The sequence below is a fragment of the Paenibacillus forsythiae T98 genome (genome assembly GCF_000520735.1).
In the GTDB taxonomy this organism is placed as follows: Bacteria; Bacillota; Bacilli; order Paenibacillales; family Paenibacillaceae; genus Paenibacillus_AQ; species Paenibacillus_AQ forsythiae.
Genome location: NZ_ASSC01000008.1, coordinates 1 through 14,122 on the forward strand (window position 1 = coordinate 1; position 14,122 = coordinate 14,122).

11 protein-coding genes are annotated in these 14,122 nt (G+C 55.3%); 1 reads left to right on the top strand and 10 read right to left on the bottom strand.

All coding sequences use genetic code 11. The features are described from left to right. Positions 1–132: 132 nt before the first annotated feature. A complete protein-coding gene (locus tag L692_RS0100220; protein WP_025696099.1) occupies positions 133–1,809 on the bottom strand; it encodes a glycoside hydrolase family 13 protein in 1,677 nt (558 codons plus the stop codon). A gap of 335 nt (positions 1,810–2,144) precedes the next feature. On the opposite strand from L692_RS0100220, the gene L692_RS0100225 reads away from it, so the two are divergent. After that, complete coding sequence (locus L692_RS0100225; RefSeq protein ID WP_051503414.1) at positions 2,145–3,140, top strand: LacI family DNA-binding transcriptional regulator; 996 nt, start codon at positions 2,145–2,147, stop codon at positions 3,138–3,140. Between the two features lie 132 nt (positions 3,141–3,272). Here the strand turns inward: L692_RS0100225 and L692_RS0100230 are convergent, their stop codons facing one another. The 9 genes from L692_RS0100230 to L692_RS0100270 all read right to left on the bottom strand — a co-directional run bounded on the left by L692_RS0100230 (position 3,273) and on the right by L692_RS0100270 (position 14,102). Continuing rightward, on the bottom strand, positions 3,273–5,615 hold the full coding sequence (locus L692_RS0100230) for a xanthine dehydrogenase family protein molybdopterin-binding subunit (protein WP_025696103.1): 2,343 nt from the start codon (positions 5,613–5,615) through the stop codon (positions 3,273–3,275). A 17-nt stretch (positions 5,616–5,632) separates the two neighbouring features. Further along, a complete protein-coding gene (locus L692_RS0100235) occupies positions 5,633–7,891 on the bottom strand; it encodes a beta-glucosidase (RefSeq protein WP_025696105.1) in 2,259 nt (752 codons plus the stop codon). Positions 7,892–7,901: 10 nt separating this feature from the next. Then, positions 7,902–10,196 (bottom strand): xanthine dehydrogenase family protein molybdopterin-binding subunit, encoded by a 2,295-nt coding sequence (locus L692_RS0100240; RefSeq protein ID WP_025696107.1) that lies wholly within the window; start codon positions 10,194–10,196, stop codon positions 7,902–7,904. Position 10,197: 1 nt separating this feature from the next. After that, positions 10,198–10,707 carry a (2Fe-2S)-binding protein gene (locus L692_RS0100245; protein ID WP_036721092.1) on the bottom strand — a complete coding sequence of 170 codons (510 nt, stop codon included), beginning with the start codon at positions 10,705–10,707 and terminating at the stop codon, positions 10,198–10,200. A 26-nt stretch (positions 10,708–10,733) separates the two neighbouring features. Beyond that, positions 10,734–11,606: an FAD binding domain-containing protein gene (locus tag L692_RS0100250; RefSeq protein ID WP_025696112.1), complete on the bottom strand. Its 873-nt coding sequence runs from the start codon at positions 11,604–11,606 to the stop codon at positions 10,734–10,736. Between the two features lie 21 nt (positions 11,607–11,627). Continuing rightward, a complete protein-coding gene (locus L692_RS0100255) occupies positions 11,628–12,062 on the bottom strand; it encodes an SRPBCC family protein (protein ID WP_025696114.1) in 435 nt (144 codons plus the stop codon). 55 nt (positions 12,063–12,117) lie between these two features. Further along, entirely contained in the window at positions 12,118–12,813 is a 696-nt protein-coding gene (locus L692_RS0100260; protein ID WP_025696116.1) for an isochorismatase family protein, read from the bottom strand. 12 nt (positions 12,814–12,825) lie between these two features. Beyond that, positions 12,826–13,197, bottom strand: a complete 372-nt coding sequence (locus L692_RS0100265) for a DsrE family protein (protein WP_025696119.1) — start codon at positions 13,195–13,197, stop codon at positions 12,826–12,828. A gap of 89 nt (positions 13,198–13,286) precedes the next feature. Next, positions 13,287–14,102: a DUF3891 family protein gene (locus L692_RS0100270; RefSeq protein ID WP_025696121.1), complete on the bottom strand. Its 816-nt coding sequence runs from the start codon at positions 14,100–14,102 to the stop codon at positions 13,287–13,289. Positions 14,103–14,122: the final 20 nt, after the last annotated feature.

The following is a 14,122-nucleotide window of genomic DNA, read 5'->3' on the forward strand; positions in this document are numbered from 1 at the left end:
CCATTGCCGTCAGACGCGTTATTCCGGGAACACCCGGCGAGAACGAGAAGGAACAGCATTAGCAGAATGAACCCATAGCGCTTGTGTCTCGAAGCCATGCCATCATCTCCTTCGAGGTTTATTTTGACCCAATCACCGGTTTTGAATCAAACGATACACCCTTGCCTCATAAGGCTTCAGGTTGATTGTCCGGATGCTGCCGCCCACGGGAGCCTCATAGTTCGAGAGCAGCAGTTCGGCGGTACTGTAACGGACCGCTTTGGGCAGATGGAACAGCGCCTCTTCCGCGAACAGGTTGGTAATAATCAGCAGCCGGTCGTCCTCCAGCGTCCGGGTATAGGCATAAATCTGCTTGTGCTTCGGCAGGATCAGGTCATATGCGCCATAAACGGCGACCGGATGGCTTTTGCGGAGATGGATCATTTTCCGGTAATAATGGTAGATCGAATCGGGATTCTCAAGCTCGCTGTCCACATTGATTTCCTTGTGATTCGGGTTCACCTTCATCCATGGCGTTCCCGCTGTAAATCCCGCCTGCTCCCCGGCCGTCCACTGCATGGGCGTTCGGGAATTGTCCCGGCCGTTCTTCCAGATGACCTGCATAATCTCCTCATGGGACTTGCCTGCTTCCCTTTCAAGACGATATACATTCTTCATATGCACATCGTCATAATCGTCAATGGACGGGAACTGCACATTTGTCATGCCGATCTCCTGTCCCTGGTAGATGAAAGGCGTCCCCTGCATCAGAAAATACATCGTAGCCAGCGCCTTGGCCGACTGAACACGCAGCGGTCCGTCATTGCCATAGGTGGAAACCGAGCGGGGTTTATCGTGATTCTCCATAAAGAGCGCATTCCAGCCGGTGCCTTCGAGCCCTATCTGCCATTCGGTCAGCACCTTCTTGAAGGTCGGCAGGTCGAAGCCGCTGTCCAGGCTCTGGTCCCACAGATGCATATGGTTGAACTGGAATACCATGTTGAACTTGCCCTTTTCCTTGCTGACCCACAGCTCCGCATCTTCCGCCGTAACCCCGCTCGCTTCCCCGACGGTCATAATATCGTATTTGTCGAACGTTTCGCGCTTCAGCTCTTCAAGGAAATCATGAATGCCTTCCCGGTTCATATGTCCTTCAAAAGCGCTCACATAGCGCAGCCCTTCCGGGTTCGGAAGGTCGGGAAATCCGGCCAGCTTCTTGATGTGCGAAATCGCGTCGATCCGGAAGCCGTCAATCCCCTTGTCCAGCCACCAGTTGACCATTTCGTACAAACCCTGGCGCACATCGGGATTCTCCCAGTTGAGATCCGGCTGCCTCTTGGAGAACACATGCATAAAATACTGATCCGTCACCATGTCATATTCCCAGATGGACCCGCCAAAGATGCTGTCCCAGTTGTTCGGCTCCGCGCCGTCCTTCGGATCGGCCCATATATAGTAGTCCCGCTTCGGATTGTCCTTGCTCGACCGGGATTCGATGAACCAGGGATGCTCGTCGGAGGTGTGGTTGATGACCAGATCCATGATGAGCTTCATCTCTCTGCGGTGAACCTCCTCAAGCAGCTCGTCGAAATCCTCCATCGTGCCGAACTCGTCCATAATGTCCTGATAATCCGAAATATCGTATCCGTTATCGTCATTGGGCGACTTGTAGACCGGGCAGATCCAGATTACGTCGATGCCTAAATCCTTCAGGTAATCCAGCCTGTCAATCACCCCGCGCAAATCGCCGATTCCGTCGCCGTTGCCGTCCATAAAGCTGCGGGGGTAGATTTGATACGCCACCGCTTCCTTCCACCAAACTCGTTCCACTGCTGTCCACTCCTCCAACCTGCATTAAGGAAAAATTTTTCCTATTTCCAGTATAAAACGAATCATTTTTCCCGGTCAAGTCCAATTGGAAATCTCCTGTGGTCGTGTTATGATACCTATTAATAGAAGATAACTTATTAAACACTGCTGAAACCCTGCGCTAAAACCCTGCATTTTAGCCTTTTCCGCTGCTGTAAAGCTTGGAATATTGGCATTTTCAGCGCTGCTTCCCTCTTCCATTCAGGAAAAAAAGATATTATTTTCGAGCTATGCAGCTGATTTAGGAAAATATTTTCCCGTGATGGGATATTCTATCGTTCGGAGTTGGGGTACTGATGAAGGTAACGATTCATGATATTGCCAAAATGGCCGGAGTTTCCATCTCCACCGTCTCCAGGGTCATCAATAACAGCAAGCCGGTGAACGAAGATGTCCGGATGAGGGTCATGGAGGCCATCAGGCAGACCCATTACCGATCCGGCATTCCCGCAGGCGATGGGGCCAGAACCGATTCCGCGTTGATCGGCGTCATCGCTCCCCAATTCAGCCAGACCGTGCTTAATGACATGGTGGCGGGCATCGGGTCCGTCTCCAGACTGTACGGCTACGAGCTGCTCATCGGTCTGACGGACGGAACGCTGGAGAGCGAGCTGGATCATTTGAGAAGGTTCGGGAACATCCAGTCGCAGGGCCTTATTTTTGTCGGCTCCATGCTGGAGGAAAGACATGTAGAAACCATTGAAGCGGCGGGCATCCCCTGCGTTGTGATCGGACAAATCTCGAATATTCCGTCCATTCCTTCCGTCCATGTGGATAATATCACCGCCTCTTACGAAGCTGTGACCCATCTCATCCAAAAGGGACACCGCCGCATCGCGATGATCCGGGGAATCGGCGATGCGGGCATTGGCAATGACCGCTTCCAAGGCTTCCGCCAGGCGATGGGCGATGCGGGGCTTCCGGTCCGGGAGGACTGGGTTGCGCGGAGCAAGCTGTCCGTGGAAGACGGGATGAACGCGATGCGCAGGCTGGCGGAGACCGGCGAAATGCCGACCGCGGTATTCTGCTCCACGGACTGGATGGCAATCGGGGCAATGAATTATGTGCTGGATCAGGGACTGAGAATTCCGGAGGACGTCGCGATCTTCGGATTTGACGGCAGCTATCTATCGTCCATCTTCCGCCCCCGGCTCTCTACGGTGGAATACTCGGCGGCGGAAATCGGCATGACGGCCACCCGCAACCTGATCAAAATGATTAAGGGCGCCTCGGATATCCCGCAGCATTCCAATGTAACGCACTACCTGGCGATTCGGGAAAGTACGAACTAGAGACAGGCGGTATACATTCGGGTATCCTCAGTCTGTAAAACAGCAAGCTCCCGGCGACGGGAAGCTTGCTGTTGTTATGAATTCGGGTATTTCAACTGCCCGGCCCCCTTCACGTTTACGGAAGCTTGGCTATTATTGAACCGCAACTTCGCCTTGCTCCAGCGCCGCTTTGCTCAATTGCTCCTTCAGATACACAGGCTTGACCGGTATTTTATGAATTTTGACGCCGGTGTGCCGCAGCGCATCCTGAACGGCCGACTGGATAACGGCGAGAACCGGTATCGACCCGCTTTCACCGGCTCCCTTGACGCCAAGCGGATTCAGCGGAGACGGCGTCTCAATATGATGAATGGTCATTTCGGGAATTTCCGTGGAAGAAGGGACGAGATAATCCATCAGGCTGCTGGTCAGAAGCTGCCCTTCCCGGTCGTAGACAATTTCTTCATATAAGGCGTTGCCGATTCCGTTCGATATGCCGCCCTGATACTGCCCGGTCACAATCAGCGGATTAAGCAGCTTGCCGCTGTCGTGAACCGATACATAATGCAGCACCTTGATTTGCAGAGTCTCGGGTTCTACCTCAACGACAGCCATATCGGACATCGACGTAATGGCCGCGCCCTCGGGAGCAAAATAATCGGTTGCCTCCAGCATCGGATCGGTTGGAAGATCGTAGGTTTTCCCCGGAGCGCCCCCCTTCGCCGCATGGGACAAGGCTCCCAGCGAAATGTGTATACCCGGCTCGTCTTTGTGCCGGACATATCCGCCGGCCAGTTCAAGCGCGCTTTCCGGCACATTCAGCTCATGCGCCGCAAGCCGGAGCGCATGCTGCTTCACCTTCTGAGCCGCCTTGTACACTGCGTTGCCCGCAATGGTTGCAATTCTGCTGGCAAATGTACCTGTGCCATACGGAAAGAGGCTCGTATCGCCTTCCCGGACGATCACCTGCTCCAGCGGGACATCCAGCACTTCCGCCGCAACCTGGGCCAGAGACGTTTCATGCCCCTGCCCCTGGGTGGCCGCGCCTGTAAACACCGTCACTACGCCCGTATCCTCCACGCGGACGGTCGCTCCTTCATAATTGCCGAAGCCGGTGTTCTCGATGCAGACGACCGTTCCGATTCCGACATTTCGGCCCTGCTTCCGGTACTCCTCCTGAAGCTTGCGCCAATGCGCGTACTCCCCTTCCATTTGAACGGTCTCGACAAGCTTGGGGAAATTGCCGCTATCATAAATCTGAGGCTTCCCGTCTCTTGACAGAAGACCGGTGCGGTATGGAAATTCGTCCGCCTGAATCAGATTGCGGCGCTTGATTTCAAGCGGGTCCATATTCAGCACATGAGCCGCTTCATCCAGCAGCCGGTTCAGAATCATGGCCGCCTGCGGTCTGCCTGCCCCCCGGTATGGCGCGAGCGGAACCGTATTCGTATAGAAGACGTCGATTTCACAGGCATAGTCGGTTACGCGGTATGGACCGGGAATCAGTGAGGATGTGATGATAGGGACGATAACGCCCCACGGCACGTAAGCGCCCGTGCTCGCCAGACCTTTGTCGATAACCGCTACAATTTTTCCTTCCTTGGTTACGCCCAGCGTCGCCTCATGAATCTGTTCCCGCTCGTGGATGCAGCTCATCATATGCTCCATCCGGTCTTCAATCCAGCTCACCGGAGCGCCCACCTGAAGCGAGGCCCACGGAATGAGCAGATCCTCCACATAGAACGGAGCCTTCGCGCCGAAAGCCCCGCCGACATCCGGGGCCATAACCCGAACCTGATGCTCCGAGATCCGGAACATTTCCGACAGAATTTTACGCATCTCATGCTGGCTCTGCGTTGCGGCGTGCACCTCCAGCATAGGCTCCGGCTGGTGGTAGGTCCACTTCGCGAGCAGTCCGCGCGTCTCAATCGGCAGACAGCTCACCCGGCCGATTTCAAACCGGTGGCTGACGACGACATCCGCTTCCTTCATCCGTTCATGGGCGTTGCCGATCGACTGACTGATGTTCATCGCCACATTGGATTCCATATGCTGGTGGGCCAGCGGCGCTCCGGGACGCGCGGCGTCTTCCAGGAAGGAGACGGCAGGGAGCTTCTCATATTTGATCTTGATCAGATCTACTGCGTCTTCGGCTATATATCTGGAGGCCGCGATGACCATGGCAACCGGCTCGCCGACATGGTGAACGGTCCGGTCAAGCGGCCGCTGGGTAACGGATATCAGATTGGGATTGGGAAAAACAACAGGCAAGCAGGGGAGATCCGCCGCTTCATCAGGGCCGAATACCGCTACCACGCCCGGCAGGCTTCTCGCCTGCTCCAGATCAATTTCCGTGATATGGGCATGTGCGTGCGTGCTGCGCAGAAAAGCGGCGCTGAGCGCTCCGTCCATGTGAATATCGGCAATATACCGCCCCTGCCCCCTGGTCAATCGCGGATCAATTTTCCGTTTCATGGACTGACCTATATACTTCATTCCTTCACCTCCACAGTCTATAGACCGAATAACTCTTCCATCATCCGGTCGGACCAGCGCTCTGCCGTTCCGTCCATGGACAGAAGCTTGATAAATCTCCACAATGGCATCTCCAGGAAAAAGCCTCTCAGCTTCCCGGCCAGAATCGTCTCTTTCAGGTTCTCATCTTCCGCAACATGCTCAGCCAAGTAGCGGACAGCCTGCAAGCCTCGCTCAGTCTTAAGCCACTGCTTCAGAAGGCTGTTTGCGTCAAGCGTTATTTCGGTCTTACCGGTGAATTCAATATGCACGCGCATGGACAAGCGAATGTCGCGCGAAGAAGCGCCGATAGACAGAACAAAGTCTCCACTGTCGGCCGTCCAGCCTCCGGCAGCCGGATGATAATAGGAGAAGTCGCGTTTTTCTAATTGCATTGTAACGGTCTGTGTTTCACCGGGCGAGAGTTCAACCTTGGCGAATCCCTTCAATTCCCGGTCGGGGCGAACCAGCTCGCAATCCGGGTCGGAGACGTACAACTGGACAATTTCTTTCCCGCATCTGCTCCCGGTATTCGTTACCTTGAACGACACGGCTAAGCTGCCTTCTTCCGGTTTCCGGACAACCTCAAGATCCGTATAATCAAAGCTCGTGTAAGACAAGCCATACCCGAACGGAAACAACGGCTCAATTTCTTTGCGGTCATAATAACGGTATCCGATAAATAATCCTTCGCCATATACCGTCTTGCCGTTGTCGCCGGGAAAATTCAGATAAGACGGATTGTCTGACAGCTTCACCGGAAAGGTCTCCGCCAGTTTACCGGAAGGATTCGCCTCCCCGAACAATAGACGAGCCAAGGCACTGCCACCTGCCTGCCCGGGAAGCCATGCCTCAAGCACGGCGGACGCATCCGAGATCCACCCGCACATATTTACGGCAGACCCGTTATTCAGCACAACAACACAGGATTTATGAATAGACGCCACAGCTTGCAGCAGCGCTGAATGTCCGGCAGGTAAATCCATGCTCTCCCTGTCGTTTCCTTCAAGCTCCGCGCTGCCCGCAAACAGAAGCACAACCTCCGCCTGAAGAGCTGCACGAACCGCTTCAGAAAGCAGCCCCTGGTTAACCGCGCCATCTTCATCATATCCATCGGCATAAATAATCTGCGTGCCGGAGTCCAGCATTTTTACAATCTCGTCGAAAGGAATTTCCAAGAATGACGGATTGATATTGGAGCTTCCGCCGCCCTGAATTAACGGGTACTTCGCATTTCTTCCGATAATTGCGATTGAAGGCAGACTGGATGGCTCAAGCGGCAGAAGGCGATTGTCATTCTTGAGCAGCACCATGCTCTCTTCGGCCGCTGTCCGGGCAAGCCGGTGGGCTTGCTCAAAGCTCCAATCAAGCTCGTCAGGAGCGGACCCGGCGCTCCCGAGGCTTTTCTCCACGACCGACAGCACATTCAGAACCGCCCGATCCAGTGTCTCCACGGCAAGCTCGCCCGACTGCCAGGCTTCTTTGAGCTTGTGCCCGTTCGATAGGGCTGGGCCTGGCATCTCCAAATCGAGTCCGGCCTGAAGAGCCTTCACCCGGTCATTAACCGCCAGCCAGTCGGACATCACGAACCCGCTAAAATTCCATTCGCCGCGAAGAATATCCGTCAGCAATAACCGGTTTTCCGAAGCGTAGGTTCCATTTATTTTATTGTAGGAGCTCATAATCGACCAAGGCTCGGCTTTCTTGACCGCACGCTCAAAGGCAGCCAAATAGATCTCTCTCATTGTTCGTTCATCCACTTCCGAACTGATCGTCATCCGCTCGAATTCGGTATTGTAGCAGGCAAAATGCTTGAGCGACGTGCCGATGTTCCGGCTCTGAACCCCTATGATGAACGCCGCAGCCATTTCCCCCGCAAGGCAGGGGTCTTCCGAATAGTATTCGAAATTCCGGCCGCACAGAGGCGAGCGTTTCATATTAATGCCGGGTCCCAGCAGGATTTGAACGTCCAGCTGCTTGCATTCTTGTCCCAAGGTCACGCCGATCTGTTCCATTAACTCGATATCCCAGGAAGAAGCCAGTCCGGACGAAGTAGGGAAACAGGTGGCCGGCTTGCTGAGGCCAAGCAGCGTGCCATCCTGTTCCTTCCTCACTCCATGAGGGCCATCGTTCATGTTGAGCGACGGGATGCCGAGCCGGTCAACAGCGCTTGTGCTCCAAAGATCTTTTCCCGCGACCAAGCTGATTTTCTCATCCAAGGTCAATTGCCCAAGCCACTTTTCCGCCAGTGAATTCATCTCGCTTGGATCACCTCTCCGGCTTCATTCGTTTGAGCGCCTCGCGGATGCGTTCGGGCCGAAGGGGCAGAGACGTGAACGGAATCGCGTACTCTTGCAGCGCGTTTACGATCGCATTGGCAATCGCGGGAGCTACGGCTACCGTTCCGCCTTCTCCCGCACCCTTTACCCCCAGCGGATTCAGCGGCGAAGGATAGTTCTCCAGAATCTCGGTTGTAACCTCCGGCACCTCCATCGAGGTTGGAATCAGATAATCCATGAAGCTGCCGGACACAAGCTGTCCGATTTCATCATATTTCAAATTCTCGTAAATGGCGCCTCCGAGTCCCTGGGCCATTCCGCCAATGAGCTGGCCCTCCACCAGCATCGGGTTGATCGCCTTGCCGAGATCATAGGCAATATAGTAATTCAGAATTTGCAGTGCCCCTGTGTCCGGATCAAGCTCTACTTCGGCGGCGTGGCAGCCGTAAGGGTAAGTCATATGCTCGATATGGAACGTGTATTTCTCACAGAGTGAAATGCCAAGGTCCGAGCAGACAGGCAGCAGTTCCTTAAGCGTCATAGCGGTCTGCCCCGCTTCGGCATACACCACGCCCCCGTCTTTGAGGGCGAGCATGTCCACCGGAACCTCAAGCTGCCCGGCCGCGGCCTTCAGCAGCTTCTCTTTCAGCAGTCCGGCCGCGTGCCAGGCGGCCGATCCGCCGACAACCGCTCCGCGCGTGGCGAATGAGCCGTTGCCCTTCTCAACAAGCGCGGTATCGCCGTGAACGACGCTGACATTATCGTAAGGAATGCCGAGCTGATCGCTGCATATTTGCGCCAGCGTTGTTGTAATCCCCTGACCGACCTCCGTCAGCCCGGTCTTGCAAATGACGCGGCCGTCCGGCAGCATCTCCACCTCGGCAAATTCCCACGGGCCAAAGCCCGATTTCTCCACGAAGGAAGCAAAGCCAAGGCCGATAAAGCGCCCTTCCTCTCTGGCCCTCAGCTGCTTCCCGGCGAACTCTTCCCAGCCCATGAACTTCCGGGCGCGGTCAAGCGTCTCGGCATAGTCGCCGCTGTCATATTCGATGACTTGACCGAGAGCGGACAGTCCGTTGCTGTAGGGCATCTGTTCGGGACGAATGTAATTTCGTTCCCTGACTATGGTGGGGTCCAGCTTCAAATGTGCGGCGACCATGTCGATGACCCGCTCGCGGACGAACGTCCCCTCAAACCGTCCCGGCCCGCGGTACGTTCCGACCGGCGTCTTGTTGGTCAATACCAGATGCGTTACGATTTCAATATCGCTGAAATCGTATGGCCCGGGGAACATCGCCTGGGTCAGAGACGGCACGGTTGTGCCATGCGTCCGGATATACCCGCCCTGGTCGAAGAAGATTTCATCCCGCAGCGCATAAATCCGTCCGTCGCCGTCAAAGCCGACCGTTACCCGGTGCTTCTGTTCTCTGGAGTGGTTGGTCGCTTTGAAATGCTCCAGACGGTCCTCGATCCACCTGACCGGACGCTTCAGCCGCATGGCGGCGAACGGGATTAAATAGTCCTCCGGGTAAAATTCGCCGCGCGGCCCGAAGCCGCCGCCGCAATCCGTTTCGATCAGCCGGATTTCATCGATATTCTTGTTCAATAGCCGCGCCATCAGCTGATGATTGAAATGAACCACCTTCGCGGCTCCGTATACCGTCAGCCGCTCGTCCTCATCGCATAGCGCAAGCAGCCCTCTCGTTTCCATCGGAATGCCGGAGTGCCGCTGCACGTACAGCTCTTCCTCCAGCACATGCTCGCATGTCTTCAGCCGCTCCGCCGCATCTCCCTTCCTGCCGTGAATCAGGTACATTTCATTCGTACCCGCATCGGGATGAAGGATCGGCGCGTCCGGCTCCAGCGATTGAACCGCATCCGTAACCGGGGGGAGCACTTCATATTCAATATGGATGAAATCCGCGGCGTCCTCGGCTACATAGCGGTTCTTCGCGACAATAACGGCCACCGGGTCGCCCACGTAACGGACGCGGCCCTTAGCCAGCGGATATTGCAGAGCCTTCTCAAGAATCGGGTCCGGAGACAGCCGCATCGGGATCGGACGCAGGTCGTCCGGCAGGTCGGACGCCGTCAGAATCAGGAGCACCCCGTCAAGACCCCGGGCCTCTTCTACGTCAATGGAACGAATGATCGCATGCGCATGCGGGGACCGGATGATCACGGCTTCGCATTGATCCGGAAATTGCAGATCGCCGACATATTGCCCTCTGCCCGTTACGAGATTATAATCCTCCAGCCGTTTCAGGCTTGCCCCAATCGACATGTCACTCCGCCCTTTCCCTCATTTCTTTGGCCGCGTATTCCACCGCATCGACAATCCCCTGATATCCTGTACAGCGGCACAGGTTGCCGGAGATCGCCTCGCGGATTTCCTCACGGCTCGGGTCCGGATTGTGCTCAAGCAGGTGACAAGCCGTCATGAGCATGCCCGGTGTACAGAATCCGCATTGCAGTCCGTGCTTCTCCCAGAAGCCGTTCTGCAACGGATGAAGCTCCCCGTCCCCGCTTTCCAGCCCTTCAACCGTTACAATCTCCGCTTGATCCGCCTGCACGCCGAACACGAGGCAGGACCGGACAGGCCGGCCGTCCATCATAATCGTACAGGCTCCGCATACGCCGTGCTCACAGCCCACATGCGTTCCCGTAAGTCTCAGCTCGTCGCGCAGGACATCGGACAGCAGCATGCGCGGCTCCACATCAACCGTATATTCCTTATGGTTGACCTTTAACGTTATCGTCTTCAACCGGCTCGATTCCGCGGTTTTTTCCGTCATGGACGCTCATCCTCCCTTTCTTCCTGTCAGGCCAGTTTTGCTTCGTCTGCGGCTTTTTTCAGCACTCGGCGGCTTAGCGCCACGCACAAATCCTTACGGTATTCCACGCTGGCGTGAATATCCTTCTCCGGCTCCACCATATCTACAATTGGCTCGCAGCTCTCTGCGAACAATTCCTCGCTCGGAGCTTGGCCGATGAGTTCGTCGGTGACCTCGTCCAGCTTGACCGGAACGCCGTCCACTCCGCCGATGCAGAGCGCAGCGCTCTCGATCAGACCTTCCTCATCCAGCGTAACGGAAGCTGCGGCGATGATGATGGCGAAGTCGCCGCTGCGCAGGGTAAACTCTTCAATCGCATGGCCTGTCCGTTCCGCAATAACGGGGAAATGCACGGACTTGACAATCTCATTCGGTTCAATCGTTGTCGTCATATAGGTCAGGAACAGCTCCTCCGGAGTCAATTCCCGCTCCTCGCCGCTCGATACGACGGTTACTTTCCCGCCTAGTGCGGTCAGCATAACCGGAAGCTCCGCCGTAGGGTCCGCATGCACAATGCTGCCGCCAATCGTTCCACGGGAGCGAATCTGCGAATGCCCGATCAGCTTGATGCCTTCCGCGAGCATCGGGCAGCTTCTTTCAATCTCTGCGGAGTGCTCCACCATGTAATGGCGGGTCAGCCCCCCGATGACAATCTCGCTGTCTCCGACTTCAATTCCGGTCATGCCCGGAACGCCGTTAATATCAATCAGAACCGGCGGCCTCGCCAGCCGCATATTCATCATCGGAATCAGGCTTTGCCCTCCCGCCAAAATTTTGGCGTCATATCCGAACTCATCCAGTAGCGACAAGGCTTCAGCCAATGTTTCCGGTTTATAATAATCGAACGCTGCGGGTTTCATGGTATGCGGCTCCTCCCTTCCCTACACTTCCTTCGCCAGCTTCTTGAAGAAGTCTTTCACAATCATCTTGCCGATCCCGGACAGAATGCGCTGGCCCACTCCGGCAATCAGGCCGCCCACCTGGGCCGTTCCGTCATACTTGATAATCGTCACCGAATCGCTCTCGGACTGAAGCTCAACCCGGGCGTCGCCTTCGATGAAGCCCGCCGGACTGTTCGCCTTCATGACAAGGCGGTAATTCTCCGGCTCATCCTTGTCGAGAATCTTAATCTCCGCTTCATAGCTGCCGCGCACCGCCGCAATTCCGATCGTAATATCGGCCTTGTACGTATCCGTCTCCGTCTCCGTAATTGAATTGCAGCCCGGGGTGGCCTTTTTCAGCACATCAGGATCGTTAAGCGCCTTCCACACCGCTTCTTTTCCCGCTTTCACCTTTACTTCACCTTGAACCTCCATAAGTATCCTCCATTTCTGCTGCCCAGGTTTATTGGTTAAACGGCTGCTTGTCCTATTAAACGCTTAATGGTTTCAGTTCCGCGATTACTTCGGCTACCGGCACGACATCCGCATATTTCTGCTGCATATCGAACAGATTGATCGCATGAGAGGCAATGCCGCGGTCAAACGAGCATTCCTCCGGCACAATCACTTTGAAATTGTTAGAGAAGGCATCAATAACAGAAGCGCGCACACAGCCGCTTGTCGTACAACCCGTTACGATGACCGAATCGACATGGCGGGCCGTCAGGTACGACATCAGCGGCGTTCCGAAGAACGCGCTCGGCTTCTTCTTGGAAATGACGATTTCGCCGTACTGTGGTTCAAGCTCGCTGACCACTTGCGCTCCCTTTGCGCCTTCAAGCAGCTCGGGGTGATCGAAAATGTTGCCTTTAATCGCAATCCGGTCATTCGGCGCGGACCGGCTGCCTTCAATAATCGTGAAGAACACCGGAATTCCGGCCTGTCTTGCGGCTGCTAACAGTTCCTTAATATGGGCAATCGCCTCCCAGCTGCTTTCCCCGCAGCTCGTCGGATATTTCTGAATGGATTCCTCGATACTCTCCGGTGAATCGCCTGTGAATCCGTACTGCACATCTACAATAATCAGGGCCGGACGGCTGCCGATGCCCATGGCATGGCCCAGACCCGCCTTCGCATATACCCTCTTGTCCCGTTCATCCAGATAGTTGTCCCAGATTCGCGCCACTGGCAATCCTCCTTATCCGTAGGTAATAACCCGGTCATGATCGACGGTCAGACGCACCAGCACGTTCGGTTCCGCAAGTTCAATCTGCTTGCCGCTCAGCTCCTTCTCCGTCATCCCCCGTGCGCCGCAGGATATCCGGGAGAGATAAATCATCCCTCCGCCTCCAATAATCGCATCATAGGACTCGCGTACGGTCGTCACGCCGTCTCCCACGCCGATCACGCTGTCCAGGATGTCGTCGCGCAGAAGCTGAACGGCGCTCCCTGCAAGAAACATGGAGACGGAATGTCCTTCCTGAATGGCGGTCTTGGCGATAAGAAACGCCCGGTCGGCCTGAGTCGGCGCTTCAGGTCCATGCGTAAGATGAATCAAAATTTTAGCCATGCCCATTTCCCTCCTAGTCGTTTACAGCTACAGATCAGACAATCATTTCGCAGAATGCCAATATATATAATCCGGTATGGAATCCATGCTCAAGCTTCTGCCGGAACCAGCTTCCAGACAACCTCCTCGGTCTCGGCCTTCTCCATCGCTTCATAAAGCTCCTCATGCGAAGCATAGCGGGTATCGGGAATTTTGCGCCGCAGCACGGTCGTTTCCACAACCGAATCGAACGGGAACGGATCGACGGCAACAAGGCCATCCCCCTGCCCCTGAACCGTAATCATCTCACCCTCGGAGCCAAGCGTCCGGCGAACCGGACCAAGAACCCACTTCTCCGTCGTGTCCTGTGTCAGCATAGATACGTACTGGGACAAGCGGTCCATCATCTGTACCAATTCATAGTTCATCCACAGATTATCTTCAAACAGGCTTCTTCGCTCCGCACGGTTCCACAAGGCCATTTTCAAATCGACCCATTCCTTCTGCTGTCTGATCGTATTCTCGTCAATGAATGAAGCAAGTTCGCCTGGAATTTTGAATGTAAACGACGGATCATACCCGAACCGGTTGGTGTACAGACCGATCCAGTGCATGCCCACGAGCAGTCCGGCATACGGGTCTTCGTCCCTGACCTGCTCATATCCCTTGCCATAGAACTCGACATGCTGGAGCAGATTGACGCTGAGGAATGGGACGGGTTGTCCGGTTTCCGGGTTGAACAGCACCTTCGTGTCTGACTCCACCCAGCCGATATCATGCTTCTCGACGGCCAGACACATCGACTCAAAATGATCCGGACGCCGGAACTGCCCATTTCCCCAGCGGCGCGCAACCTGTCCGGCCTGAATGGAGTGATCGTATTGATTGACAATATGCAGATAGCCGTCATATTTTGTAATGAACATAAATGCCTCTCCCTCTCGGC

Excerpts from the sequence above, each read along its gene's own strand:
- L692_RS0100225 (WP_051503414.1), top strand. The coding sequence starts at position 2,145 with ATGAAGGTAACGATTCATGATATTGCCAAAATGGCCGGAGTTTCCATC.
- L692_RS0100230 (WP_025696103.1), bottom strand. The coding sequence starts at position 5,615 with ATGAAGTATATAGGTCAGTCCATGAAACGGAAAATTGATCCGCGATTG.
- L692_RS0100235 (WP_025696105.1), bottom strand. The coding sequence starts at position 7,891 with ATGAATTCACTGGCGGAAAAGTGGCTTGGGCAATTGACCTTGGATGAG.
- L692_RS0100240 (WP_025696107.1), bottom strand. The coding sequence starts at position 10,196 with ATGTCGATTGGGGCAAGCCTGAAACGGCTGGAGGATTATAATCTCGTA.
- L692_RS0100245 (WP_036721092.1), bottom strand. The coding sequence starts at position 10,707 with ATGACGGAAAAAACCGCGGAATCGAGCCGGTTGAAGACGATAACGTTA.
- L692_RS0100250 (WP_025696112.1), bottom strand. The coding sequence starts at position 11,606 with ATGAAACCCGCAGCGTTCGATTATTATAAACCGGAAACATTGGCTGAA.
- L692_RS0100255 (WP_025696114.1), bottom strand. The coding sequence starts at position 12,062 with ATGGAGGTTCAAGGTGAAGTAAAGGTGAAAGCGGGAAAAGAAGCGGTG.
- L692_RS0100265 (WP_025696119.1), bottom strand. The coding sequence starts at position 13,197 with ATGGCTAAAATTTTGATTCATCTTACGCATGGACCTGAAGCGCCGACT.
- L692_RS0100270 (WP_025696121.1), bottom strand. The coding sequence starts at position 14,102 with ATGTTCATTACAAAATATGACGGCTATCTGCATATTGTCAATCAATAC.